General features: G+C 65.2%; 24 protein-coding genes. 15 read left to right on the top strand and 9 right to left on the bottom strand.

Features of this window, described 5'->3' with window-relative positions; translation table 11 throughout:
- Positions 1–34: 34 nt before the first annotated feature.
- From JOE31_RS04790 to JOE31_RS04765, 6 genes are all read left to right on the top strand, one after another.
- Complete coding sequence (locus JOE31_RS04790; protein ID WP_209742384.1) at positions 35–1,336, top strand: dicarboxylate/amino acid:cation symporter; 1,302 nt, start codon at positions 35–37, stop codon at positions 1,334–1,336.
- Between the two features lie 68 nt (positions 1,337–1,404).
- The gene (locus tag JOE31_RS04785; protein ID WP_209742383.1) at positions 1,405–1,698 is read left to right on the top strand and encodes an ArsR family transcriptional regulator; all 294 of its coding nucleotides are present in this window, start codon (positions 1,405–1,407) and stop codon (positions 1,696–1,698) included.
- 249 nt (positions 1,699–1,947) lie between these two features.
- Positions 1,948–3,546: a CdaR family transcriptional regulator gene (locus JOE31_RS04780; protein WP_209742382.1), complete on the top strand. Its 1,599-nt coding sequence runs from the start codon at positions 1,948–1,950 to the stop codon at positions 3,544–3,546.
- Complete coding sequence (locus JOE31_RS04775) at positions 3,543–4,487, top strand: glutaminase (protein WP_209742381.1); 945 nt, start codon at positions 3,543–3,545, stop codon at positions 4,485–4,487. The genes JOE31_RS04780 and JOE31_RS04775 overlap by 4 nt, the downstream gene beginning before the upstream one ends.
- A gap of 75 nt (positions 4,488–4,562) precedes the next feature.
- Positions 4,563–6,077 carry an amino acid permease gene (locus tag JOE31_RS04770; protein ID WP_209742380.1) on the top strand — a complete coding sequence of 505 codons (1,515 nt, stop codon included), beginning with the start codon at positions 4,563–4,565 and terminating at the stop codon, positions 6,075–6,077.
- A gap of 247 nt (positions 6,078–6,324) precedes the next feature.
- Complete coding sequence (locus JOE31_RS04765; protein ID WP_209742379.1) at positions 6,325–8,100, top strand: thiamine pyrophosphate-dependent enzyme; 1,776 nt, start codon at positions 6,325–6,327, stop codon at positions 8,098–8,100.
- Here the strand turns inward: JOE31_RS04765 and JOE31_RS04760 are convergent.
- Positions 8,069–8,776, bottom strand: coding sequence for a DUF2306 domain-containing protein (locus tag JOE31_RS04760; RefSeq protein WP_209742378.1), 708 nt, complete (start codon positions 8,774–8,776; stop codon positions 8,069–8,071). The genes JOE31_RS04765 and JOE31_RS04760 overlap by 32 nt on opposite strands.
- Before the next feature lie 416 nt (positions 8,777–9,192).
- On the opposite strand from JOE31_RS04760, the gene JOE31_RS04755 reads away from it, so the two are divergent.
- Positions 9,193–9,390 carry a hypothetical protein gene (locus JOE31_RS04755; RefSeq protein ID WP_011693996.1) on the top strand — a complete coding sequence of 66 codons (198 nt, stop codon included), beginning with the start codon at positions 9,193–9,195 and terminating at the stop codon, positions 9,388–9,390.
- 119 nt (positions 9,391–9,509) lie between these two features.
- Here JOE31_RS04755 and JOE31_RS04750 read toward each other — a convergent pair whose 3' ends face one another.
- From JOE31_RS04750 to JOE31_RS04740, 3 genes are read right to left on the bottom strand one after another with little or no spacing between them, the layout of a single operon-like run.
- Complete coding sequence (locus tag JOE31_RS04750; protein WP_209742377.1) at positions 9,510–10,007, bottom strand: SRPBCC domain-containing protein; 498 nt, start codon at positions 10,005–10,007, stop codon at positions 9,510–9,512.
- Positions 10,008–10,019: 12 nt separating this feature from the next.
- Positions 10,020–10,352, bottom strand: coding sequence for a helix-turn-helix domain-containing protein (locus JOE31_RS04745; protein ID WP_011693378.1), 333 nt, complete (start codon positions 10,350–10,352; stop codon positions 10,020–10,022).
- 58 nt (positions 10,353–10,410) lie between these two features.
- Positions 10,411–11,787, bottom strand: coding sequence for an NtaA/DmoA family FMN-dependent monooxygenase (locus JOE31_RS04740; RefSeq protein ID WP_209742376.1), 1,377 nt, complete (start codon positions 11,785–11,787; stop codon positions 10,411–10,413).
- Between the two features lie 162 nt (positions 11,788–11,949).
- Between JOE31_RS04740 and JOE31_RS04735 the strand changes: the two genes are divergently transcribed.
- From JOE31_RS04735 to JOE31_RS04725, 3 genes are read left to right on the top strand one after another with little or no spacing between them, the layout of a single operon-like run.
- Positions 11,950–12,384: a hypothetical protein gene (locus JOE31_RS04735; RefSeq protein ID WP_307864368.1), complete on the top strand. Its 435-nt coding sequence runs from the start codon at positions 11,950–11,952 to the stop codon at positions 12,382–12,384.
- Positions 12,381–13,130 carry a cyclase family protein gene (locus tag JOE31_RS04730; protein ID WP_209742374.1) on the top strand — a complete coding sequence of 250 codons (750 nt, stop codon included), beginning with the start codon at positions 12,381–12,383 and terminating at the stop codon, positions 13,128–13,130. The genes JOE31_RS04735 and JOE31_RS04730 overlap by 4 nt, the downstream gene beginning before the upstream one ends.
- 44 nt (positions 13,131–13,174) lie before the next feature.
- Positions 13,175–13,936, top strand: coding sequence for an IclR family transcriptional regulator (locus JOE31_RS04725; RefSeq protein WP_209742373.1), 762 nt, complete (start codon positions 13,175–13,177; stop codon positions 13,934–13,936).
- Here the strand turns inward: JOE31_RS04725 and JOE31_RS04720 are convergent.
- Together JOE31_RS04720 and JOE31_RS04715 are read right to left on the bottom strand one after the other, a co-directional pair.
- Positions 13,929–14,705, bottom strand: a complete 777-nt coding sequence (locus tag JOE31_RS04720; RefSeq protein ID WP_209742372.1) for an IclR family transcriptional regulator — start codon at positions 14,703–14,705, stop codon at positions 13,929–13,931. The genes JOE31_RS04725 and JOE31_RS04720 overlap by 8 nt on opposite strands.
- A gap of 111 nt (positions 14,706–14,816) precedes the next feature.
- Positions 14,817–16,274, bottom strand: coding sequence for an amino acid permease (locus tag JOE31_RS04715; protein ID WP_209742371.1), 1,458 nt, complete (start codon positions 16,272–16,274; stop codon positions 14,817–14,819).
- A gap of 300 nt (positions 16,275–16,574) precedes the next feature.
- On the opposite strand from JOE31_RS04715, the gene JOE31_RS04710 reads away from it, so the two are divergent.
- Together JOE31_RS04710 and JOE31_RS04705 are read left to right on the top strand one after the other, a co-directional pair.
- Complete coding sequence (locus JOE31_RS04710) at positions 16,575–17,624, top strand: homoserine dehydrogenase (protein WP_209742370.1); 1,050 nt, start codon at positions 16,575–16,577, stop codon at positions 17,622–17,624.
- Entirely contained in the window at positions 17,617–19,026 is a 1,410-nt protein-coding gene (locus tag JOE31_RS04705) for an aldehyde dehydrogenase family protein (protein ID WP_307864367.1), read from the top strand. The genes JOE31_RS04710 and JOE31_RS04705 overlap by 8 nt, the downstream gene beginning before the upstream one ends.
- A gap of 13 nt (positions 19,027–19,039) precedes the next feature.
- Here JOE31_RS04705 and JOE31_RS04700 read toward each other — a convergent pair whose 3' ends face one another.
- A complete protein-coding gene (locus JOE31_RS04700; RefSeq protein WP_374100804.1) occupies positions 19,040–19,513 on the bottom strand; it encodes an Lrp/AsnC family transcriptional regulator in 474 nt (157 codons plus the stop codon).
- A 99-nt stretch (positions 19,514–19,612) separates the two neighbouring features.
- Between JOE31_RS04700 and JOE31_RS04695 the strand changes: the two genes are divergently transcribed.
- On the top strand, positions 19,613–20,311 hold the full coding sequence (locus tag JOE31_RS04695; RefSeq protein ID WP_209742368.1) for an HAD hydrolase-like protein: 699 nt from the start codon (positions 19,613–19,615) through the stop codon (positions 20,309–20,311).
- A 55-nt stretch (positions 20,312–20,366) separates the two neighbouring features.
- The gene (locus JOE31_RS04690) at positions 20,367–21,614 is read left to right on the top strand and encodes an NYN domain-containing protein (RefSeq protein WP_209742367.1); all 1,248 of its coding nucleotides are present in this window, start codon (positions 20,367–20,369) and stop codon (positions 21,612–21,614) included.
- A 100-nt stretch (positions 21,615–21,714) separates the two neighbouring features.
- Here the strand turns inward: JOE31_RS04690 and JOE31_RS04685 are convergent, their stop codons facing one another.
- Positions 21,715–21,978: a GlsB/YeaQ/YmgE family stress response membrane protein gene (locus tag JOE31_RS04685; protein ID WP_043484223.1), complete on the bottom strand. Its 264-nt coding sequence runs from the start codon at positions 21,976–21,978 to the stop codon at positions 21,715–21,717.
- Positions 21,979–22,542: 564 nt separating this feature from the next.
- Here JOE31_RS04685 and JOE31_RS04680 point away from each other — a divergent pair.
- Entirely contained in the window at positions 22,543–23,733 is a 1,191-nt protein-coding gene (locus JOE31_RS04680) for a hypothetical protein (protein ID WP_307864366.1), read from the top strand.
- Between the two features lie 9 nt (positions 23,734–23,742).
- Here JOE31_RS04680 and JOE31_RS04675 read toward each other — a convergent pair whose 3' ends face one another.
- A complete protein-coding gene (locus JOE31_RS04675) occupies positions 23,743–24,663 on the bottom strand; it encodes a DUF817 domain-containing protein (RefSeq protein ID WP_209742366.1) in 921 nt (306 codons plus the stop codon).
- Positions 24,664–24,718 lie beyond the last annotated feature (55 nt).

The raw sequence follows: 24,718 nt of genomic DNA, 5'->3' as shown, positions 1-24,718 counted from the left end.
CCCACATATCCCGGCCTCTACCCAAGGACTGACTATGAAAAACAAATCAACGATGTGGATTCTGGCCGCACTCGTCTTCGGAATCCTCAGCGGCCTGCTCTTCCACTGGCTGCTGCCGGCGGACTCACGCGGGTCCGTCGTGGCGGTCCTCGACACCGTGACGCACATGTTCCTGAACCTCATCAAAATGATCATTGCCCCGCTGATCTTCGCCACCCTCGTCTCAGGCATCGCGGGAGCGGCCAAATCCGCGGGCGTGGGCAAGCTCTTTGGGCGCTCCATGATCTGGTTCCTGTCCGCTTCCGTCCTGGTGGGCGCCTTCGGTTTCATCACCGCCCACGTGCTCAACGTCGGTGACGGGCTCAACCTGATGCCGGGCGGTGACGCGGGGATGGAAACGAAGCCCCTCGATTACCAGGCGTTTGTTACCCACATCATTCCCACGAGCGTCTTCGCTGCATTGACCGAAAACAACCCCCTACAGATCCTCGTCTTCGGCGCTCTCTTCGGCATCGCCCTGCTGAACCTCCGGAAGAAAGGCCGCTCCTCCATAGCGGATGCCATCGACGAACTGATGGGCGTCATGCTGAAGGTCACCGGATATGTGATGAAGGCGGCCCCGGTGGGCGTTTTTGCCGGCATCGCGGCAGCCTTCACGGCCAAGGGCCTGGACGCGTTTGCCACCTACGCCTCATTCATCGGCGGCTTCTACGTTTCCCTCTCCGCGCTCTGGGCGATCATGATCGCCGTCGCGGTCGCTTTCTTGGGGCGGGCGGCCTTCCGCCTGGTCCGGATTGTGCGTGAACCCATGGTGATCGCGTTCGCCACCTCCAGCAGCGAAGCCGCACTGCCCAAGCTCATCGAAGGCCTGACCAAGTTCGGCATCGAAAAGCGCACCACCGGCTTCGTGCTGCCCCTGGGTTATTCGTTCAATGTGGACGGCTCCATGATGTACATGACCTTTGCCTCGGTCTTCCTGATCAACGCCTACGGCATCGACATGGACCTTGGCCAGCAGATCGCGATGACCGCCATGCTCCTCCTCAGCAGCAAAGGCATGGCCGGCGTGCCCCGCGGGTCACTCGTCGTGGTCGCCGCCGTGGTCCCCGGCTTCGGTATCCCCGCCGCCGGCATTGGCGTGCTGCTGGTGATCGACCAGCTCCTGGACATGGGCCGCACTGCCACCAACATCCTGGGAAATGCCATCGCCACCGCGGTCATCGGCCAGAAACACGACAGGTCCGCCTCCCGCCCCGAAGCGGCGCCTTCCGGAACGTCCCCCGACGCGCTGGACGCTGAATTCAGCAGGGAGCCTGAGCGCGTTTCGATGCACTAACGGACCTCGTCCGGCCACCCTCGTTCCAACCAAATCCCACCACCCCACCGAATGAAAGGCCATAGCCAATGACCGCTGATTTTGAGCTGCAGCGCCCGAAGGACGTGCAAACCCTCGAGCGGACGGCAAGGACGCGGAGAACACCGATCAGGGCACAAATCATCGACTACCTGGCAAGCAATGGCGCTAGCAAAGTAGCCGATATCAGTAACGGCATCGCCTCCTGCCGGGACTCCGTCAGGCACCATCTGGCCGCCCTTGAGAGCGCTTCGATCGTCCGCTCCAACATCGCCCCCGGCGAAAGGGGCCGGTTCACGCCCTTCTACGCCCTCGCCCCTGGAAAAACAGAGCCGGATTCCTGACCGGCGGCGCCGGCCACTAAGCAATCGGACGACGGCGGGACCACCCGCCGTCGTCCGCTGTGCGCTAAGCGGCGTGCCGCAAGAGCCGACGTTCCTTGTCCGCTCCCCCGGCCGGCACCGCCTTGGTTTGGGGACCTAAAACGCAGCGCTGGATTTAGTCCGGCATCCATATTTTCCGCGAAATGCTCTGGATAGCATGGGGTGACCGGACAGAGCCGTCCGGCGGGGTATCAACGCAGAAGGAAGCCCATGGCCGCAGCTACAGTGGACGACATCCTGTCGGATCTCCCTCTGGGTTTCGCCAGCCTCATCCTCCGGCCGTCCCGCGCGGATTCCCCGATTGAACGCTTCCTGATCATTGACTCCGACGACGAGACGTCCGACGGCGGCGCCGCCTTTGTCCTGCTGATCGGGGTTCGCGGGCGCTCCGCTTTGCCCGCGCTGCGGCGCCTTCTGAAGAATCCTCCCCTGGTGATTGCCGTCAAGGGCAGTCAGGGGGAACTTGAGGAAGCCGAAGAGCTGCTCCGCGCGGCAGGAACAGGCCTTCTCCTGGTGGACCCGGCCGCCGACTGGGACCGGCTCCTGTCCATCGCCAAGGACCGCATCGCGCCGCGCAGCTACCAGAGCGAAGTGCTGACGCTGCTGGAAGAAGACCTGTTCGCCATCGCGCAGACCACGGCACGCCTGACGTCCAGCCACGTTGTCATCGAGGACGCCGCCAACAAGGTCCTGGCGTACTCCACGGTGACGAATGACATCGACGAACTCCGCAAGGCATCGATCCTTGCCCGCCGCGGTCCGCGGAAATACGAACTCCTCCTCAAGGACCTCGGCGCCTACCGCGAACTGCACCGGACACGCCTGCCAGTCAGGGTTCCGGCCCGGCCACAGGACGGACTGCGTGAGCGCATAGCCATCACGCTGTTCGCCGGCGACCGCATCATGGGGTACATCTGGCTGCAGGAAACCGGAGGCGGTTTCGGGGCCGACGTCGACTACGTCCTCACCGGATCCGCTGCACGGGCGTCCGCCGAGCTGATCCGCTACCGCAACCAGCAGTCCGTGCACATGCGCCAGGACCGGATTGCGCGGATCCTCTCCGGTCCGGCAGAAGCCGCGGCGAGCGCCCACAGCGAGAAGATCCCGGCGGACCGCCCCGCGGCACTCATTCTGATCGGAATGTCAGCAACTGACGCACAGGCCGACGATGCAGCGCTCAAACACGGGGAACTCGCCAACCTCGCGTCCATCCATGCGGCCGCCTACAAACAGTCAGCCGTCGTGGGACAGTTCAACGGCGATACCGCAGTGATCATCCCGGCACTCCAGTCTGCCAACGCCGAAGCCGGACTGCGGAGCCTGGCCGAAGCCATCGTCCGGGACGCCGGAAAGCACCTGGGCATCAGTCCCTTCGCCGCCGTGGGACCGGTCGCCCCTGATCTGCTGTCCATCCATTCGGTGACCGCCAAAACGGAGGCCCTCCTCGGCTGCATGCGGCGGTCCGGGACCGCCGGCGTGGCCACCGTGGACGATTTCGAAGTGGACATCCTCTTCCAGGAAGCGCTGGAGAATTTCACCGCCTCGGCTTTCCGCCACCGCAGCCTCTGGTCCCTCCTCCGCGATGACAGGGAACTGGCCGAGACCCTTCGGGTGTATTTCGAGGCGTCCCTGGACGTCAGCGAATGCTCCAAGCGCATGAAGCTGCACAAGAACACCGTTTATTACAGGATCAGCAAGGCCAGCCGCGTGACCGGCCTGAACTTCACCGATCCCCGCCATTCATTGGTCGCCCTGCTCCACATCCAGGAGTGGGCCGGCAAGCATAAGGAGCACCCGGGCAACCCATGACGACAGCACTCGACTCGCCGCCTCTCGACCTGGTCCTGGACGACATCGTGCGAAACCACCGGCCGCGGACTGAAGAAGGATCAGTTCCCGCAGGCATCCCCCATCTCTCGTCCCCGCCGTTCAGCCGCTTCGGCATTGCAGTGGCCACCTCGGCCGGGGACGTGTTCAGCGCCGGCGACGCCGAGGTTCCCTTCTCCATCCAGAGCATCTCCAAGGTCTTCACGCTGGCCCTCGCACTCAGCGCGGATGACCCCGGCGCGCTCTGGTCCCGGGTCCTTCGCGAACCGTCCGGCACGTCCTTCAACTCCCTGGTGCAGCTTGAAGTGGAGCACGGGATCCCCCGGAACCCGTTCATCAACTCCGGCGCACTGGTGGTCACCGACCATCTCATGGAAGGATCTCCCGACGCCGCCGGACACCTCCTGCGCTTCCTCTCCCGCGAAGCGGGCCGCCGCATTGGCGGGCAGGGCCCGTTCATCGACGAGGACGCCGCGAAGAGCGAGCTCGCCAACAGCAGCCGAAACCTTGCATTGGCGCACTTCCTGAAGGACTTCGGCAACCTTCGGCGCCCGGCGCAGGCGGTAGTGGAGAACTATGTCAGGCAGTGCTCCATCATGATGACCTGCGTGGAGACGGCGAAGGCCGCGCTCTTCCTCGCACAGGACGGCCGGGGCGCGCAGGGCACCGTGGTCTCCCGGAGCGAGGCCAAACGCATCAGCTCCATCATGCTCACGTGCGGCATGTATGACGCGGCCGGCGAATTTGCCTATCGCGTGGGACTTCCGGGGAAGAGCGGTGTGGGCGGCGGCATCCTGGCGATCGTTCCCGGCGAAGTGGCCATCTGCGTCTGGAGCCCCCGGCTGGATTCCAAAGGCAACTCCCTGGCCGGGACTGCGGCCCTCGCGGACCTGGCCGACCGCACCGGCTGGTCCGTGTTCTGACCCGCTCCCCCGCGTTTTCCAATAACTCCCGTTAGAACCCCCATTTAGATCTTTGACAGGTCGAAAGGAACACCCATGTCCAACAACCCCAATGGCGAGGTTGCTTTGTACGAGGCCGACGGCGGCCACGCCCACGCACCCGATTCCCTCATCCACGCGGAAGACGCCGGCTATCACAAGGGCCTCAAGGCGCGGCAGATCCAGATGATCGCGATCGGCGGCGCCATCGGCACCGGCCTGTTCCTTGGCGCCGGCGGCCGCCTCAATGCGGCCGGCCCCTCCCTGGTGATCGCTTACGCCGTCTGCGGCTTCTTCGCGTTCCTGATCCTCCGGGCGCTGGGCGAACTGGTGCTGCACCGGCCGTCGTCGGGCTCGTTCGTGTCCTACGCCCGCGAGTTCTTCGGTGAGAAGGCCGCCTTCATCTCGGGGTGGTTCTACTGGATCAACTGGGCCACCACCACCATCGTGGACATCACCGCCGTGGCGCTCTACATGAACTTCTTCGGCAAGTACGTCCCGTGGATGGGCGCGGTGCCGCAGTGGACCTGGGCCCTGATCGCGCTGGTCGTGGTTCTTTGCCTCAACCTCGTTTCGGTGAAGGTCTTCGGCGAGCTGGAGTTCTGGTTCGCCCTCATCAAGGTGGCAGCACTGGGGGCGTTCCTCATCATCGGCACGTACTTTGTCATCTTCGGCACGCCGGTGGACGGGCAGGACGTCGGACTGAGCCTGATCTCGGACAACGGAGGCATCTTCCCCACCGGACTGCTGCCCATGATCATCCTGATGCAGGGTGTGCTGTTCGCCTACGCCTCCATCGAGCTCGTGGGCACCGCCGCCGGTGAAACCGAAAACCCGGAGAAGATCATGCCCAAGGCCATCAACTCCGTGGTGTTCCGCATTGCGGTGTTCTACGTCGGTTCCGTCCTCCTGCTGGCGCTGCTGCTTCCCTACACGTCGTACGAGAAGGGCGTCAGCCCGTTCGTGACGTTCTTCGGCTCGCTGGGCATCGAGGGCGTGGACGTCATCATGAACCTGGTGGTCCTCACGGCCGCCCTGTCCTCGCTCAATGCCGGCCTCTACTCCACCGGCCGGATCCTCCGTTCCATGTCCATGGCCGGCTCCGCCCCCAGGTTCGCCGCCCGCATGAACAAGGCAGGCGTCCCTTACGGCGGCATCGCCCTTACGGCGGTGGTTTCGCTGCTGGGCGTCCCGCTGAACTACCTCGTCCCCGCGCAGGCCTTCGAAATCGTGCTGAACGTGGCCTCGGTGGGCATCGTTGTCACGTGGACCACCATCGTGGTGTGCCAGATCCAGCTGAAACGCTGGGCGGACAGGGGCTGGGTGGAGCGTCCCGCCTTCCGGATGTTCGGTGCGCCCTACACCGGCTACCTCAGCCTGCTGTTCCTGCTGGGCGTGCTGGTCATGGTGTTCATCGATTCCCCGCTTACATTGCTGGTGACCCTTGTGGCCTGCGCGCTGATGGTGGTGGGCTGGTACTCCTGCCGGAAACGGATCCATGAAATCGCCGAGGTCCGGAACGGATACACGGGCGCCGCGCCCGTGGTGGCCAACAGAACTCCCATCCGATAAGCGACCACCCGCCCGCATTTTCCCCCGGCCCCGCAGTCCCAGACCCCACCAACAACCGACGAAAGCCCGCCATGAACCGACAAGACCTGCTAAGCCCCCAACCCATCGGGGCGTCAACGGAAAACCAGACGACGGACAGTTGCGAGGACGGCTGCTTCTTCTGTACCGGGCCGGAAACCGACTAGGCGCCACCGGCGCTCCACCCAACACACGTAAACCAACACCCAACCCCAGAAGACAAGCAGAGATGACAACGGAATCCGCATCCACCATGACAGCAACCGACACCAGGCCCATCGACGGCGGCGCCATCCATCACCTCGCAGTACAGCCGCTCTCCTCGGCTGACCCCGGAACACTAAACCCCCGCGGCAGGACGGCAGGTTCCGGGACCCTGAAATCCGCCGGGCACGTGATTGTGGATTCCCTCGCGGCCCACGGGGTGGAACGCGCCTACGTTGTTCCCGGCGAAAGCTTCCTGGACGTGCTGGACGGGCTGCACGGCTCCGACATCGACACAGTGGTCTGCCGGCACGAAGGAGGCGCCGCGTACATGGCCGAGGCCGACGGCAAGATGAACCAGCGTCCGGGGGTAGCCATGGTCACCCGGGGCCCCGGGGCGGCCAACGCCCATGTGGGGCTCCACACCGCCTGGCAGGACTCCACCCCCATGCTGCTCTTCGTGGGGCTCATTCCGTTTGCGCACCGTGACCGCGAAGCGTTCCAGGAATTCGACATCAAGGCCTGGTTCGACACCGGGGCGAAGCGCGTCATGGTGCTGGACCACGCCGAGCGGGCGTCCGAGATCGTTGCGGAAGCCATGTTTGCGGCGATGAGCGGGCGGCCTGGGCCCGTCGTCGTTGGCCTGCCGGAGGACATCATCCGGCAGCAGATCGATCCGGCGCTGCACCCGACCATCCCCGTGGCTGCGGGCGGCATGAGCACCACGGATGCCGAAGCACTCGGCAGTGCCTTGGCTGTTTCCAAGAAGCCGCTGTTTGTCACCGGCGGCAACGACTGGACCCAGGAGGCGGCGGGCCAGCTCACCGGCTGGCTCGAAAAGCACCACATCCCGGCCGCTGCGGAATGGCGCACGCAGGGTACGGTCTCCTTTGATTCGCCGTCCTACGTGGGCCCGATCGGCTACGGACGCCCCCGCCCCACGTATGACCTCCTGGAGGAAACCGACCTGCTCGTCTTTGTCGGGACGGTGCCCGGGGACGTGATTACGGACGGGTTTGTCTGCCGCCAGGACTGGAACAAGCAGAACTTCCTGGTGACCATCGACCCCTCACTGCGCGGCCGGTCGGGGCCCGTCTCACGGCAGATCGTTGCCAAACCGGATGCCTTCGTCCGCGACCTGCTGGGCATCGACCTGCCCGTCAAGGATGAGTGGAAGGCCTGGACGGCAAGGATGCGCTCCGAACAGACTTCCTTTGCCGCCCTGCCGCCGGCCGCGCCGGCTGAAGGGCCCGCCCGGATGGACACGCTGATGGCCAACCTCGTCCCCCGGCTGCCTGAGGATGCCATGGTGACGTTCGGGGCAGGCGAGCACACCAACTGGGCGCACCGCTACTTCCCCACCCGCCGTTACGCCTCCATGATCAGCGCCAGGAACGGCTCCATGGGCTACTCCATCCCGTCCGCCATCGCCGCCTCGCTGGCCAGTCCGCAGCGCCGGGTGGTGACCATCGCGGGCGACGGCGAGTTCTTGATGAACGGGCAGGAGTTGGCGACGGCAGCCCAGTACGGGGCCACGCCGCTCATCATCGTGATGGACAACCAGGAATACGGCACGATCCGCACCCACCAGGAACGCCACTACCCGTCCCGGGTGTCGGGCACGCAGCTGAAGAACCCCGATTTCGGCCTCATGGCCAAAGCGTTTGGCGGGTTCGGCGTCACCGTCACCCGTGACGAGGGCGTCCCGGCCGCCCTCGACGCCGCGTTCCGGGCCATCGACCGGGACGGGACGTTCGCGCTCGTTCACCTCATCGTGGAACAGCGGGTGAAGGCGTACTGACCGGCTGGCGGACTCCGCCCGCCGCCCGCCGGGCGCGGCGGTGGATGACGTACTCGGCCACCGCCACGTTGATCAGCCACCCCGCTCCCAGCAGCACTGCCCGCGTGGGCGCATCGCTGGGGCCGGCCAGAAGCAGCCACGCAATACCTACAAGGGCCTGTGTTCCTGCGCCGACGGCGATTGCATAGGCACGCGTCATCCAGGCGCTGTGTCCCGCGAAATCCCGGCGCCTGATGGCGAGGATCCCCAGGACGATGCTTACCAGCATGGCCGAGCCGAAGAACAGCCGCAGCGGGACATCGGTGTAGCCGTCCGGGAGGGGGTAGAAGACGGACATCCACAGTCCGGAGAGAGCTGCGAGCAGGCCGGCCGGAATGAGGACGCGTCCGGCAATGCGGTGCCAGCCGCGCCTGCCGCGGAGCGATGGAACGAATTGGAACGCTCCGAGCAGGGAGTAGACGGTGACGCTGACAATGTGCGTCACCACGGGGACGGGAGACGCGAAGAAGCGTGCGTTCTGCGGCGTCACCGCTGCACCGGACGACAGCTCGGCCAGCCGGAGTGCCCCGAAAATCACCGGAATGAGGCTGAGCAGGATAAGGCCGGCGGGCACCGGCCAGCGGAGCCGGGGGCGCCGGACAGACGTAGCGGCGGGAGTGATGGTTTCAGTTGACATGGCCGGGCCCTTCGCGGGATAGGTATACGGCGTACACCTCTTGGGAGAGACGATAGGTGTACGCCGTACACTTGTCAAGGAAATGCGTGGGACCGGTCCAGGAGCGGCCGCGCGAGCAGGCTTGTGATGAGTCTCACGCGCAATGAACGGATCCTGGCTTGAGCCGTCGCCGCCCCTCCGTGCATCATGGAAAGGACGGCTGAGAATGCGATTTCACAGCCTCACCAGCCCTTGTTTCCGCGCTGAGGCGCAGGGAATGCAGCGGCTTAGAACGACCCAACCTGGTGGACGCAACGAGGCCAAACCAGTGAGCTCGCCGAGCTGCGCAAGGCCTCTGAGCGTTCACGGATAGACCCGTCCCGGGCTCCGCGCCGACGCGAAGCCCATGACCAAATTGATGAATGAGGCACCGAATAATGACGTTCGAAACCAATCACTCCGTGACCCTTAAGATCTGGGACCGCTCCGCGATCGACCACACACTGGACGCCCTGGTGCACGACATTTCCACGAAGGCCAATGCCCACCGGAACGATGTTGCAGTCACCCTCAGCGGGCCGAACACCTTCACGGTGAGCCTGAACCGCAGCGCCGCCCAGGGCGCCGCAGTCTAGTAAGCCGCAGCCTGCTAACTCAGGCTCAACACAACGCAAGGCGGACGACGGCGGGATTCTCCCGCCGTCGTCCGCTTTGGGTTTTCGGAGTATTCCGTCAGCGATGGTCCGGAGGGCCACTAGGCGTGGGAGCGCTCGGCAAGGAGGGCATCGATCTGCCCGGCTGCCTCCTTCAGGCCTTCCTCCATACCCATCTCCACCATCTGCTGCATCTGCTCTTCGGACTCGAAGGTGGACCTAATGGTCATGCGGGTGCGTCCGCCGAGGTCCTCGAGGGTGACGGTGGCGTGGGCGATCCCCATGGCTTCAACGTGGTCGCCGTTTTCGTCGGCAAAACCGTCGTCGAACTCCAGCTGGTTCGGTGCCTGGATTGTGGTGAATTTCCACCAGCCGCGGGGCTTCTCGCCTTCGGGTGTGGTCATGTAATAGCCGGCCTTACCACCGGGCTGGAAGTCGAACCGTTCAAACGTGGCCGGATAGGCGGGCGGGCCCCACCAGCGCTCCAGCTGGCGCGGGTCTTCCCAGATCTGCCAGACACGCTCGACGCCGGCGTCGAACTCCGCCACGAGGGTCAGGCTGAGGGCCTCGAGATTCTTGGTGGAACTGATAACAGGCATTGCGCAACCTTCCTATCCTTCAGCCAGAATGTCTGCGATCCGCTCGGCGCGCTGCCGCCAGATCGCTTCATACTCGTCAAGCAGCCGGCGGGCTTTCTGCAGGGCTTCACGGTTACCCCGCACGATCTGCTCCCTTCCGCGCTTCTCCTTGGTGACCAGGGAAGCGCGCTCCAACACCGCCACGTGCTTCTGTACGGCGGCGAAGCTCATGGCGTAGAGCGCAGCCAGCCCCGAAACGGAATAATCCGCAACGGCCACCCGCCGGACGATGTCCCGGCGGGTGGTATCCGCAAGTGCTTGGAACAGGCGGTCAACGTCGGCATCACTCAACTGATCTACAACCATTTGGTTGTAGATTATGACTGTCGTGTCCGGGTGTCAATGGGTTAGCGCTGTCAACGGGTTAACGCTGGCGGAATCCGGCCCCGTAAGCCGTGCCCGCCATCAGGTCCGCACCGTCGGTTCGGAGCCGGGAGCGCAGCGTACCCTTCTTCGGTTCCGTGTCGTAGAGCCCCCTCTTGGCAAGCTCCGGCACCACCAGTTCGGCGAAGTCGTTCAGGGAACCCGGGCTGACCAGCGGGTTGATCATGTAGCCATCCAGCCCCGACGCCGCCGAGTGTTCCTGGATCTGCGAGGCGACATCCTCCGGCGTGCCGATGAACAGCAGGTCCGTTCCGCGCGTGACCTCGGAGAATTTGCGCCGCACGTCCCCCGCGGTCAGCGGCCGGTCCTGCGGCGCCCCCTTGACCACGTAGGAGGTGAGTCCGTTGGACGCCGTGGCCAGCGGCTCGTCGTCGGCGTACTTGCTGAGGTCGATCCCGGTGTCGCCGGCATAGCTGACCAGCTGCGCCTCCAGGTGGTAGTTGCGCTGCAGTTCCTCGTACTTTTCCTGCGCTTCGATCGCCGTGGGCGCGGTGATGATCCGGGCGAGCGCCATGGAACGGACCTCGCCGGCGGGACGGCCGCCCTCCAGCGCCCTGCGGTTGATGTCCGCCAGCCCCGTTGCGATTTCCTGCGGGTCCTTCTTGGGCAGCAGGATCACTTCGGCATGCTTGGCGGCGAATTCGCGGCCCCGGGGAGACCACCCCGCTTGGAACAGGGTGGGGGTCCGCTGCGGCGACGGCGAGGTCAAGGACGGTCCGTCCACGCGGAAATGCTCGCCGTCGTGATTGATCGGCTGGACGGAACCGGGACGCGCGTACACCTTTTCGCTCTTGCTGCCGACGACGGCGTCGCCCGCCCAGCTGCCTTCCAGCAGTTTGTAGAACACATCCATGAACTCATCGGCGCGGCCGTACCGGTCAGCGTGCTTGAGCATCTCGTCCATACCGAAGTTCCTGGCCGCACTGGAAAGGTAGGACGTGACGATGTTCCAGCCGATCCGGCCGTTGCTGAGGTGGTCCAGGGTGCCGAAGCGCCGGGCCAGGGAGAACGGGTGCTCATAGGTGGTCGAGGCCGTGATGACGAAAGACAGCCGCTCCGTCAGCGCCGCCAGGGCAGGGACGTAGATGAACGGGTCATTCGCCGGCGCTTCCACGGCCCAGCCGAGGGCGGCGTCGGCAGATCCGCCGTAGACGTCGTAGAGGCCCAGCACGTCGGCGAAGAACAGCGCATCAAGGTTGGCCTGTTCCGCAGTCACTGCCACATCCCGCCAGCGGTCCAGGGAATTTACCCCCAGGCGGTCATCCAACGGGTGCGTCCACAGGCTCGGGGCACCGCCGCAACCGACGCTTGCCTGTTCGTAGAGGGCGAAAAGCAGCGGGGCGGCAGGGGTGCTCAAGGGAATCACTTCGCTTTCGTGGACGGGACAATGTCAAGCTATGTGCATCATATACAAGTAAATATGCTTGTGCTGCTCATCACAGTCTGTCAGGATGATTCAAAAGCCGCACGGACGGCTCCTGACGATCGAAGGAAGAGGCATCAAGGCATGGATATTGGAATGAAAAGTGTGCGCAAACTCCGCGTCCACTGGCCCATTGGCGCTGGTTCCCTGAGGCGGCTGGTGGAGGGTGACCTGGAGGTCCTGAAGGCGGACCCGGGCCTCTCGTCACTTTTCGACACACTGGAGTCCTGCCCGGATCTCGGGGACTTCGGGAACTACCGGCATGTCTTCGAATCGAGCCTCGGATTCGAGGGGTTCACGGCCTCGGCCGGAGCAAATCCCACCTTCGGCCGCGCAGATGAAAGAACCTTTTCGCCCACCTTTGTCCTGACCACGTATCTGGACGCCGACCTGTCCGACGAAGCCGTCAGCCGGCTCGTGGAGCGCATGATCGAAGTTCACCCGTGGGAGGTGCCGGTCATCGAACTTTCCGAGCCGGTCCGGGTTTCCACGGCAGCGTCTGTTCGTCCGGCACTGGGGCGGGCGTCATGACAGTCCAGGCCACCGGGCTCTGGGAAGGATTCCAGTCGTTGCTGTCCGGCCGGTCGTTCACCGATCTGACGCACGCCTTCCACCCCGGCCAGCCACACTTCCCTGCTTTTCCGGACGAACGCAGGACGGCTCTTTTCGACCTGGAAAACGGCGACGGCTTCACGGCACACGTCTACTCCATCGTCGGCCAGTGGGGCACCCACGTCGACCCGCCGTCGCACTTTATCCGGGGCGGGCGCACGCTGGACAACATCCCGGTGGATGAGATGGTGCTGCCCCTGGTGGTGCTGGACATCAGCGCGCGGGCCGCGGGTGACGCTGACGCGACACCCACGCTGGATGACGTCAGCGCATGGGAGGAGCGCAACGGAAGGATTCCGGCGGGCGCGTTCGTGGCGCTCCGGACCGGCTGGAGCAGCCGCTGGCCGGACCCGGAGGCCATGGCGAACCGGGGTCCCGACGGCGTCAGCCACACCCCGGGCTGGTCCCTTGAGGTGCTGTCCTTCCTGGTCGGCGAGCGGAACATCACGGCGATCGGCCACGAGCAGACCGACACGGACCCGGGCAAGGCGACGTCGAACCAGGATTTCAGCCTGGAAACGTACATCCTTGCCCGGGACTGCTGGCAGATAGAGTTGCTCGCCAATCTGGACGGCCTGCCCGAATCAGGGGCTGTACTGGTGGCTACCTGGCCGAAGCCGCAAGGCGGAAGTGGATTCCCGGCCCGGGTCTTCGCGATCCACTGAAGGCAACCCCCTTCCCTCCGGCGCCAGGAACTAAGATCGGATCCATGTCGAAGATCTCCAGCATGGGCCGCGGAATGCAAGTCGTCTTCGCCGTCGGGTCCCGTCACAAGGGCGGGGCGCGGGGCGCGACTGTCGGGGACATCGCCGCAGATCTCGGCAAGGACCGCAGCCAGATCTCCCGCGGGCTGAAGGCCGCCCAGCAGGAGAACTTCCTGCTCCGTGGCGGGCACCGGGAGTATTCGCTGGACTGGAGCCTCTACACGGATGCGCAGTTACTCACTGAGCAAAGGCTCCGCACCGAGGGATTGACGGCGCTGGAGGGGCTGGTCGAGGTTACCGGCGAAGGCTGCTTCCTGGGCGTCCTCAACGGGGACAGCACCGTAACCATCGGCGAGCATGTCCCGCCCAACAGCACGATGGTGGGCTCGTGGATCGGCCGGCCCTATCCCGCGTACTGCAGCGACGCCGGCCAGGCGCTGCTGTGGGACTCCAGCGACGCCGAGGTCCGGGCCGTCTTCAGCCATACCGAATTCGTGCGCCATGGCCCCAATACTCCCGCCGATATTGACGACTTCCTTGCCCGCCTGGCCGGGGCCCGGGAGCGCGGATATTCCGTGGTGGATGAAGAGGCGGAGCCTCACCTGTACTCCGTGGCCGTTCCCGTGCGCGACTTCCGCGGCGAGACCATTGCCGCGTTGCAGGTGGTCGGATCAAAGGCGCGGCTGGAGCCGAAGTGCGAAGAAATTGCCGCTGCGGCCCTGAAGTGGGGCGGCCGGCTTGAAGCGGCCCTAGGGCGTCCTAGCTGATTCCGGCACCGTCTGAACCCGCCGCGGCGAGGCGCTTTGCTGCCGAGTGCAGCGCATCGGCAATTTCCCCCGTCCGGAGCTCAACGGCGGCACGGCTGCCCAGGACGGAGAGGGCTGCGCTGACGCGTCCGCCCGGATCCCGCACTGGCACGGCCAGCTCATGGACATCGTGCTCAAACTCCTCGGCCGCCCTGATGAAGCCCTGCGGACGGTCACGTTCCATCAGTTCGCAGACTTCCGGCACGGAATGGGCCGCCCTGGGGCCGCCCACGCCGATGAAGTCCATGTCCTGAAGAAGATTTTCAACCTCGGCTGCCGTGTGGTCCCAGAGGAGGGCGCGGCCTGATCCCGTGCACCAGACGGGTGTGACCATGCCCGGTTTCACAAAGCTTCCCAGCACGCCGTCATTGCTCGACGTCCTGAGGAGGATCACCCGGACACCGTCCCGGACTGACAGCCGGGCCCGCAGCCCGAACTCCGCCACGAAGAGTTCCAGCTCGCTCCTGGCCTGGCCGATCCAGCCGACATTGAGGCTGGCCGCGAGCTGGAAGAAGGCCGGACCGGCACGGAACGGTCCGCGTTCCACCCGCTCGAGAATGGCCAGTTCGCACAGCTCCTGGGTAAGCCGGGACACGCGGCTTTGGTCCATCTCCAGCTCGGCGGCGAGCTGCGATACCCCCAGCAGTCCCCTGCCACGCTTCTCACGGTCGACGATCAGCCGGACAATGCGAAGGCCCTGGCCCAGCGATGACGCTTCCGACAATTCCAAGCTGAACCGCTCCCTCTGGTGGACTTCAACGCCCATTCTCACATAGCGCCGGCGGCCCAACACTGGTTGGGCCGCCGGGCCGGCGGGTTGACGCAGGACTGCCGCAGCAGGCTACTTGGCGAGCTGCTGCCGCCGTCCGTACTTGTAGTAGAAGAACGCGTAGCAGGCGCCCACAAACGGAATGCCGAAGTACAGGGCTGCGACCTGGTTCGGGTCGAAAGCGATGCCGATCAGCGAGATGAGGCACAGCGCGAAGGCAAGGATCGGGACCACCGGGAACAACGGCGCCTTGTAGGCGAGGTCGTCGATGTTCCCGCCGTTCCGCACGAAGGCCCGCCGGTGGAAGAAGTGTGAAGCCGTGATGGACATCCAGACCCCCACAACAGCGAACCCGGCGACAGACACCAGCGCGAGATAGACCGATTCCGGAGCAACCACGCTGCTGATGAGCGAAGCCAAGCCGCCGACCATGCTGACGCAGAGGGCGATGAGGGGAATCCCCCGTTTGGTGAGTTTCCGGAATGCCTTCGGCGCGTGCCCTTCCTCGGACAGGGAAAAGAGCATCCTTGCGCAGGAGAACAGGCCGCTGTTTCCGGCGGAGAGCAGTGCGGTGATGATGACGAAGTTCATGATGTCCGCGGCATAGGGAATGCCGATGGACGAAAAGACGGTGACGAAGGGGCTCTCGTCCAGGCCCACCTGGTCAAAGGGGATGGTGGCGGCGATGACAGCGATGGCCCCCACGAAAAAGATCAGCAGGCGGAACACCGTGGTCCGCATTGCCTTGGGAATGCTGGTCTCGGGATTTGCCGTTTCCCCCGCTGCGACGCCGATGAGTTCCGAGCCGGAGAACGCGTAGAAGACCGCCAGGGCAGTCACCAGGACTCCGGAAAAGCCGTTGGGGAACAGTCCACCCGAGGTGTTGAAGTTCTCGAGCAGGAACGGGTGGGGACCTCCGGCCAGCGGGTGGAACCCCACCAGCGCGGCGCCGCCAAAGGCAATCAGGACGACGATGGCGCCCACCTTGATGATGGAAAACCAGAACTCGGATTCGCCGAAGAACCGCGACGAGACGGCGTTCAGGGCAAACAGTATGGACGCGAAGATGACGCACCAGACCCACACCTCGATTCCCGGGAACCATCGCTGCATGAGCAGGCCGGCGGCGGTGAACTCAGATCCCAGGGCCACGGCCCAGCACAGCCAGTACAGCCAGGCCGTGGTGAAACCGGTGGCCGGACCGATGGACCTGGCAGCGTAGATGTGGAACGCGCCCGAGACCGGATAGGCGATGGCCAGCTCGCCGAGGCAGGCCATAACGAGGTACACGACGAAGGCGCCTACGAGATACGCCAGAACCGCGCCCAGCGGGCCGGCCTGGGAGATCGTGTAGCCCGAACTGAGGAAAAGGCCCGACCCGATGACGCCGCCCATGGCGATCATCACCAGGTGCCGCGGGCCCATGGATCGCTGGAGCCCCGGCGCCGGTCCGCGCCCTGATTCAGCGGGTCCTGATTCAGCTAATGAAGAAGCCTGCGGATCCAAGCGGGTTGTGGAAGAAAGTTCCATGAATTGCTCCCGGGAGAGTAGTCGAGGTGCGAACGGGATGGATGCACCGGAAAGCCTCGGAGGGCGGTGGGGACCAGACCGGCAAACCCAACCACCGTGATGAAAGTAACACCAAAACGCCTTTTTGATCTTTAAAAACATTCCTAGATGCATATATTGCACGATTGTTAAGGGCCGACGATACGTATGGCGTCATCCTTGGTCACTTTGCGTAGTCCTTTGGGCGGAATCACATGGCGGGACGGACACGGAGCGCCCTGAGCATGGAAACACCAAGCAATTCCGAGAGAAGGACACGGCATGACCACCTATGACCTTGCACTGATTGGCTTCGGCGGAGTGAACCGCAGCCTGGCTGAGCTGATTGCCGCCCGCGGGGAAGCACTCCGCGCCGAGCTGGGCTTCGGCCTGCGGGTAGTAGCCATCACGGATCTGCGCCTCGGGTCCCTTGTGGACGCCGGCGGTATTGATCTGTCCATGGCCCTGGCGCTGGGCGGCAACGGCGAAACCTTTGCCCGCCACGGCGGCTCCGCGGAGCCGGATAACGAGGGCGTGATCCGCAACTGCACAGCGGACATCGTCTGCGAGGCCACCTTCACCAATCCCGACGACGGTGAGCCCGCGGTGTCGCACGTCCGCTGGGCGCTGGAGTCGGGCAAGAGCGTGTGCACCACCAACAAGGGGCCCGTGGCGCTTCGGGGCCGGGAACTGGCAGCCCTGGCGGAACAGCACGGTGTCCGTTTCGAGTTTGAAGGTGCCGTCATGAGCGGCACTCCGGTGATCCGGCTTGCCAAGCAGATGTTCGGCGGCCTGCAGCTCAACGGCTTCGAAGGGATCATGAACGGCACCAGCAACTACGTTCTGGGGCGCATGGAAGCCGGCCTTGAACTTGGCGAGGCTGTCCGGGAGGCCCAGGAGCTGGGTTACGCCGAGGCGAATCCCGCCGCGGACCTCGAGGGTTTCGACGTGCAACTGAAGGTGCTGATCCTCGCCAACGAACTGCTTGGCGGGAACCTGCAGCTGAAGGACGTCCACCGGGAGGGAATCTCCGCGCTGACGCCGGAGGATATCCGGGCAGCCGCTTCGGCCGGCCGGCGCTGGAAGCTGATCGGATCCGCCAGGCGGACTCCCGACGGCGGCATCGCGGCAAGCGTCGCACCCCGCGCCGTCGATGTGGCGCACAGCCTTGCCGGCATCTCGGGCGCCACGAACGCGGTTTCCTTCGACACCGATCTGCTGGGCTCCGTGACGGTTTCCGGCCCCGGCGCCGGACGCATCGAGACGGCCTATGCGCTGCTCTCCGACATCATGGCCATCCACAAGATGGCGGAAGGACTGGCACGTGTCTGAGGCCACCATCCTGCAGGCTGTGCGCGCTCCCCGGCTCCACGAGGTAACCAGTCCCTACGACGGCAGGGTTGTGGGACACGTCCCCGTCACCGATGTCAGCGCTGTTGAAGAAGTGATGGCCGCGGCACGCTCGGGCGCCGCGGCGGCGAAGTCGCTGTCCCGCCATGCCCGCGCCGCCATCCTTTCAACGGCCGCCTCCGACATCGAGCGCAGGAGCGAAGTCTTTGCACAGACCATCGTGGCGGAGGCCGGGAAGACCGTCCGCCAGGCACGCAAGGAGGTGCACCGGGCCGTCAACACCCTCCGGCTATCCGCGGAGGCGGCAACGCGGATAGCCGGCGAGATCATCCCCTTCGACGCCTACGCCGGATCGGAGGACCGGACCGGCTGGTTCACACGTGAGCCGTTGGGGATCATTGCGGCCATCACTCCGTTCAACGATCCCCTCAACCTGGTGGCACACAAGGTGGGTCCGGCGATCGCAGGCGGCAACGCCGTCGTACTCAAGCCGTCAGCCCTCACGCCGCTGTCCGCACAGCTGCTGGCCGACGCCCTGTTCGACGCCGGCCTGCCGCCGGGGGTCCTGTCGGTGGTCCACGGCGGGAGGGATGTTGCTGCTGCCATCATCAGGACCCGGGACGTGCGGATGGTGTCCTTTACCGGCGGGTTCGCGACCGGGGAGGCGATCGCCCGCACGGCCGGGCTGAAGAAGCTCGCCATGGACCTGGGCGGCAACGCGCCGGTGATGGTCCTGGACGATGCGGACGTGGACCGCGCGGTGGAATCCTGTGTATCCGGCGCGTTCTGGGCTGCGGGGCAGAACTGCGTGGGAGTGCAGAGGATCCTGGTCCACCGCTCCGTCTACAGCGAATTCCGTGCGAAGTTCCTGGCGGCCACCAGCGCGCTGGTCACCGGCGACCCCGCCGAGGAACGGACGGATGTTGGCCCAATGATTACCCCCGCTGCGGTCCGGGAGGTCCAGCTCAAGATCAGCGGGGCCATCGACGCCGGCGCGACGATCCTGGCAGGAAACCGGGCGGAGGGAAATGTCCTGCTGCCTACGGTCCTGGAGTCTGTCCCGGAGGATTGCCGCCTCTGGCAGGAGGAAGTCTTCGGACCGGTGGTGATGCTCAAGGCTTTCAGCACCTGCGCCGAAGCCATCGAACTGGCGAACTCCATCGAGTTCAGCCTGCATGCGGGCATCTTCACCCGCTCCCTCGCATCGGCCATGGGTGCGGCACGGGATCTGGACGCGGGCGGAGTGATGATCAATGACTCCTCCGATTACAGGTTTGACGGCATGCCGTTCGGCGGGTCCAAGTACGGCAGCATGGGCCGCGAAGGCGTCCGGTTCGCCCTTGAGGAGATGACGCAGCCCAAGGTGGTCTGCATCAGAAGCTAGCGAGGCAGCAGGCCTAAGGCCCGGCTGTTCCGGGCATGTCGGCTCCGGGCCCGTCGGCTCCCCGCCGCCGGATGACGCTGGACAGGGTCAGCGCCGTGACGGTATCGCCCACGCCGGGCAGCGCCGCGATCTGCTCCCAGATCTCCTGGACCCTGTCCAGCGATCGTGCCTCCAGCCTCACCAGCAGGTCAAAGTCGCCGCTCAGGACATCGCAGAGGACCACTTCGGGAATGGTCCGCAGCGCTGCCAGGACGTCGGCACCCCGCATGCGGTCCTTGCGGTAAATCATGAGGAATGCGGAAACCATGCTCTGGCCCACGCTGCCCGCCACGATCGTGTAGCCCTGGATGTAGCCCTGCCGCTCCAGGCGGTCAACACGCTGCCGCACGGCGTTCCGGGACAAAAGCACCCTGCCGGCCAGTTCGGCATGGGACACCCGGGCGTTCTTTGTGAGTTCCGCAAGGATCTTCTGGTCGATGTGATCCAAACCCGCCCCGTCCATCCCTACCCTCCGCCGCAATCATCGGTTCACCCTTGTCCCCCGGACCGGGTGCGCCGATGCCGTAGCCAGAAAGGCTCCGCAGAAATGATACGTCCACATCGGGACAATCAGGCGCCCGCCGCCATCACCTGCATTCTCTTCGACATGGACGGGACGCTTCTGGACTCCGCACCGGGGGTGATGGACAGCGCCGCCCGGGCGCTCAGGGCGGTGAATGCCCCCGTCCCTCCGCCCCGGGAACTGCTCAAGTATGTCGGACCGCCCATGTACGAGTCGTTCAGGCACAGCGCCGGCCTGGACGAAGCAACCGCCCGGGACGCGCTCCGGCACTACCGCGCAGCCTACGCCGAAACGGGGGCCCTGCAATCCGGCCTTTTCGGCGGTATTGACAGCCTCTTGGATCAACTGGGTCTGTTGCGCTGTCCGATGGCGGTGGCAACGTCCAAGGTGGAGGATCAGGCGGTCCGGCTGGCCCGCGCCTTTGGGATTGACCGTCACTTCGCTGACATCTGCGGTGCCTCCGACTCAGCCGGAAGGGCTTCCAAGGAGGATGTGATTGCCGAATCGCTGGCACGGCTCGACGCGCAGGGGGTGGACATCTCCGGCGCGGTCATGGTGGGCGACCGGAGCTACGATGTTGCCGGCGCAGCCGCCCACCGGATCCCTGCGATTTTTGTCTCGTGGGGCTATGGAGAGCCGTCGGAGGCCCGTGAAGCCTCGGCTGTTGCACAGACGCCAGGGATCCTTGGGCGTCTGCTCTCCGCCGGCGTCGCCGTCCGCTGAGCGTGTCGTGAATAAAGCGGCTGCGGGTTTCCCGGCGTGCTGGCACACTGGGCAGATGAAAGAGTCGCCGTCCCCCGCCCGACGGCCCGGAATCCGGGCGGCCATGTTTGTCGACTTCGACAACGTATATACGGGGTTACTGGCCCTCGATCCGCTCGCGGCCAAGCGTTTCGCCGAGGATCCCAAACACTGGGCGGATGCCTTGTCCGCCGGCGGCTCCGCCGAAAGTTCCCGCCGCTTCCTGATCAGAAACTGTTACCTGAACCCGGTGGTGTACTCGAAGTACCGGACGTACTGGACCCGTGCCGGTTTCCGGGTGATCGACTGCCCGTCGCTGACGCAGCGCGGGAAGTCCAGTACCGACATCAACCTGGTGCTGGATGCGATGGACGCGCTGTCCGGCAGCGCAGGCATTGACGAGTTCTTCATCGCCTCGGCAGATGCTGATTTCACGTCCCTCATCCAGCGCTTTCGGGCGGCGGACAAGATGACCACGGTCATCGCCGCCGGCGCCGTGGCCTTCGCCTACCGCGAGATGGCGGACAGCGTGGTGGAGTCCCACGACTTCGTGGCGATCCTGAACGGCACCACCGGGGAGCCAATCCACGCTGTGGCCTCTGTCCAGCCGCTGCAGGCACAGGCGGCGGCGAAGGCAAAACCCACGGCAAAATCGAAGACCGTTTCCGCCGCGGTCCGGGAGGTCTGCGATTTCGTCCGGGCTGCCCCGGGTCCTGTTGTCGGAGCCATGGTGGCCCACCGTGCACTCACGGCGGACCCATCCCTGAAAACAGACTGGGGCGGGTACGGAAAATTCGGGACGTGGGTGGCCCAGATCGGCAACGGTGTTGAATACTCCCCCTCACGGGGCGGCTGGGTCTGGGACACCCACAGGTTTTCCAGTGACGACCTGCCTGCGGATGCCGACGTCGAGCCCGGCATCGAGGAACGGGTCACCAGGGTGACGGACGTGCCCGCACTCTCCGAGGCGCAGTTCCGGCAGCTATTCCAGGCGTTGGCGTCACGGCTTCGCGAACAGCCGGTCAACCGCAACGAACTGTCGCGGCTCGTCCGGGATGACTGCGTCACCGCCGGCCAGCCGGTGTCCCGCGGTGCGGTGAACTTTGTGGTTCAGGGTCTGGGTTACGTCAATTACCAGCTCAATGAAAATGCGACGGCGGAGGGGCTTGCGGCTGCTTGGACCGAAAACGTGGAAGAGCTCTGCCGTGTGGCGCTGATGGAGTTCGACGACGGCGAGAAGGCGGCGCTGCGCCGCTGGGCCAGCGGCGGCTACCTGGACGCCTAGTTCCCCTGCGGCGGCGCGCCGGTGAGAGGACGACGGCGGGGAGGAGTCGCCGTCGTCCGTCCCGGTCTTCCTTGCCTTACGCCGTCCCCAGGTACCGCGGTCAGGCCCTGCTTCGGCGCGTCACGGCGCCGTAGATGCCCAGCACAATCACGGCGCCCAGAATAGCCAGCAGCCAGGTCCTGAGATCGAAGAACTCAGCGAGGCCGCCGCCGAAGACCAGCGAACCGATCCATCCGCCAAGGATGGCGCCGACCACACCCAGAACCATCGTGACTACCCAGCCGCCGCCCTGCCTGCCGGGAAGTATGGCCTTTGCGATAGCTCCCGCGATCAAGCCGAGCAGGAGAAATCCGAGAATTCCCATGACGAGCTTCCTTCCGAATGAGAGAACCGCATACCTGCGGCAGGAGCAGGGATTCCTGCTGGGCGGGTCATGCCCCTTGCCTGCTGCCCTCCGCGGTCCGGGTTGCCGGCACCTGCCGGTGAGTGGATTCTAGGGATTGTCCTACGGCCCGTCACGAGTGGCCGCCACCCGAATATGCGGCCGCACACGCGCACCGCCGTCACCAACTACCCGCGGACCGCGCCTGAGGCCCAAATACCCTAGCGGGTATGTCCGCTCAACCATAGCCTTGGCTTCTGGCAAGGGAGGCCGATGATGTCCGTTCGTGGAATCGAAACCGGCGGTGGGTTCGGGCGAGGTGGACGGTGGATCGCGTGCGCTGCGGCCGCCCTGCTGGCTCTGGCGGGATGTTCATCCGGGGGCGGGACGCCGGGCGCAAGTCCGTCGGACGGGTCGCCTACCGCGACAGCTACGACGCCGCCCGCGTCCTCATCAAGCGGGCCGGGAACAACGGGGTTTCCCGAAGCGGTCTTTACGGACCAGGAACTCGTGGCGATCATCAACGGATTAGCTCAGAACCGGGGCGTGCAGTTTCCCACCGCGCAGGACTCCGCCCGCCAGCGAAGCGGAGCCTCCAGCGGCACCTTCCCCGAGGTCAGCACCGAGACGACACCCAGCGAGTGCATCAGCCTCGTCCCCCAAAACCCCTTCAGCCGCTGGGCCGACAAGGGCGTGAACTTCGCCGAGGGTGCCATGCCGATGGGTGCGCAGTCGGGACCGGCCACCACCATCATGATCACACTGCGAAGCGCGCAAAAGGATGCCATCGCCAAGGCCGATTTCGGCTACACGGACGATCTGGCACCCCGTTGCGGCCAGTTTGACCTGGCATCAACGGAGTCCGGCCGCACCTCAACGTACGCCGTCCAACTCTTGGCTGCTCCCCCGATCGGCGAGAAACAGCACGGCTTGATGCAGACCACGAAACCGAAGGGCCCGGGGGATTACGGCTCAGTGGTTCTGCGGGTGCTTGCAGGAACGCTCTCCATCACCCTGAGTCTCGCTGTCGCCGAGCTCAACTCCGAGGCCGATGCGAAGCCGGCCCTCGACTCCATGGCCGCCTTGGCGAAGGAACTCATCGACCAGGCCGTGACAAAGCCTCCGACAGTTGCCGCGCCGCCGCCCAACTCCCGCACCGCCGATGATCTCGTGGCACTGTTCAAGGGCGTCACAGGGCCGGACGGAAGTCCCGTGGCATTGCCCGGCGCCTCGGTCATCGGCCCTGCCCCCGGCTCCTCCGCGGGCCCTTCGTCGCAGGGGCCTGTGCCTCCATGCACCTACAACGACGAAGCATATTACGGCTCGCTCCCGGGCGCGGTCCTCGGCCAGGGGCAGATCCAGGGCGCCAGCAAGATGGATTACACCGAGTTCAGCGTGATCAGCATGGCGACAACGGCGGCGCCGCCCTACCCCTTTGACACCCGGGCCGCTGCACTCCGGGAGTGCACGACGATCCAGGAGGTCGGTTTGGGCGGCGGCTCGCGCGAGTGGTCGGCCGTTTCGAAGCTGAACACAACCATTGCCGCCGACTCAAGCTACGCCGTCGCCTATCAGTTGCCGGACGGGACAGGCGAATGGCACGTCAGGGCCGGCGCGCGCAAAGGGACGTTGTCGATGGAGGCCAATACCAGGACGTCCTCGCAGGCTGAAGCCCAGGCCACCGCCGACGGGCTGGCCACCTTCTTTGGCAATGTGTTCTCCCATGCCGGGCTGTAGAGCCTTCACTCATGATGAGGGTCGTGCGACCCCTCCATCCGGAACGACATGCAAAGGGATTTCACCGCTGGCATCCTCCGGCGCCTCCGGCGGCTGTGGCTTGTAGACCCAGGCCACCAGCACCACTGAGATGATCATCAGCAGGAACCACGAAACCAGCTTGTCGGGCGAGACCATGTGCCAGCCGTCCACCTGGTTGGGGTAGAGCCAGGCCCCCGACCAGGTGGCGATGTTCTCCGCAATCCAGATGAACAGCGCCACCAGCAGGAACGCCAGGACCAACGGCATCCGGAAGGTCCGGCGGAAGACACGGAAGTGCATGACGCACCGCCCAAAGACGATCACGACGGCGGCCAGCAGCACCCAGCGGGCATCCCAGATGTAGTGGTGGGTAAAGAAGTTCACGTAGACGGCCGCGGCAATGACCGCGGTGATCCACCGCCGCGGGTACCGGCCGAAGCGCAGGTCGAAGAGCCGGTAGACGCGCACCATATAGGAGCCGACCGCCGCGTACATAAAGCCGCTGAAGAGCGGCACCGCACCGATGCGCAGGAAACCGTCGGCCTCATAGGACCACGAGCCGACGTCGGTCTTGAACAGCTCCATCACGGTCCCCACGATGTGGAACAGGACGATAACCCTCAGCTCGCGGACAGTTTCCAGCCGTGTGGCCACCATGAGGATCTGGATGACGACGGCGGCGAGGGTCAGGAAGTCGTTCCTGGCCAAAGCGGCATTGTCCGGATACCACAGGCGTGCCGCCAGGAGCACGGCGAGGAGCGCGGCACCAAAGATGCATGCCCACCCCTGCTTGAGGCCGAAGACCACGAACTCGGTGAGCCTGGAGCGGGCGCCACCGGCTGGCCCTTTATCCAGGAATTGGTGGGCACGCTGATCGATCAAGAGCTCTACGGATGTGAAACTCCGCACTGATATACCTCGTTCCCCCGCCACGAGTGGCAATGTTGATTTCCCCGCCGGATTG

The organism is Arthrobacter sp. PvP023 (assembly GCF_017832975.1).
In the GTDB taxonomy this organism is placed as follows: Bacteria; Actinomycetota; Actinomycetes; order Actinomycetales; family Micrococcaceae; genus Arthrobacter.
Note: the sequence above shows the minus strand (reverse complement) of the source record. Positions and strands in the feature narration are given on the sequence as shown.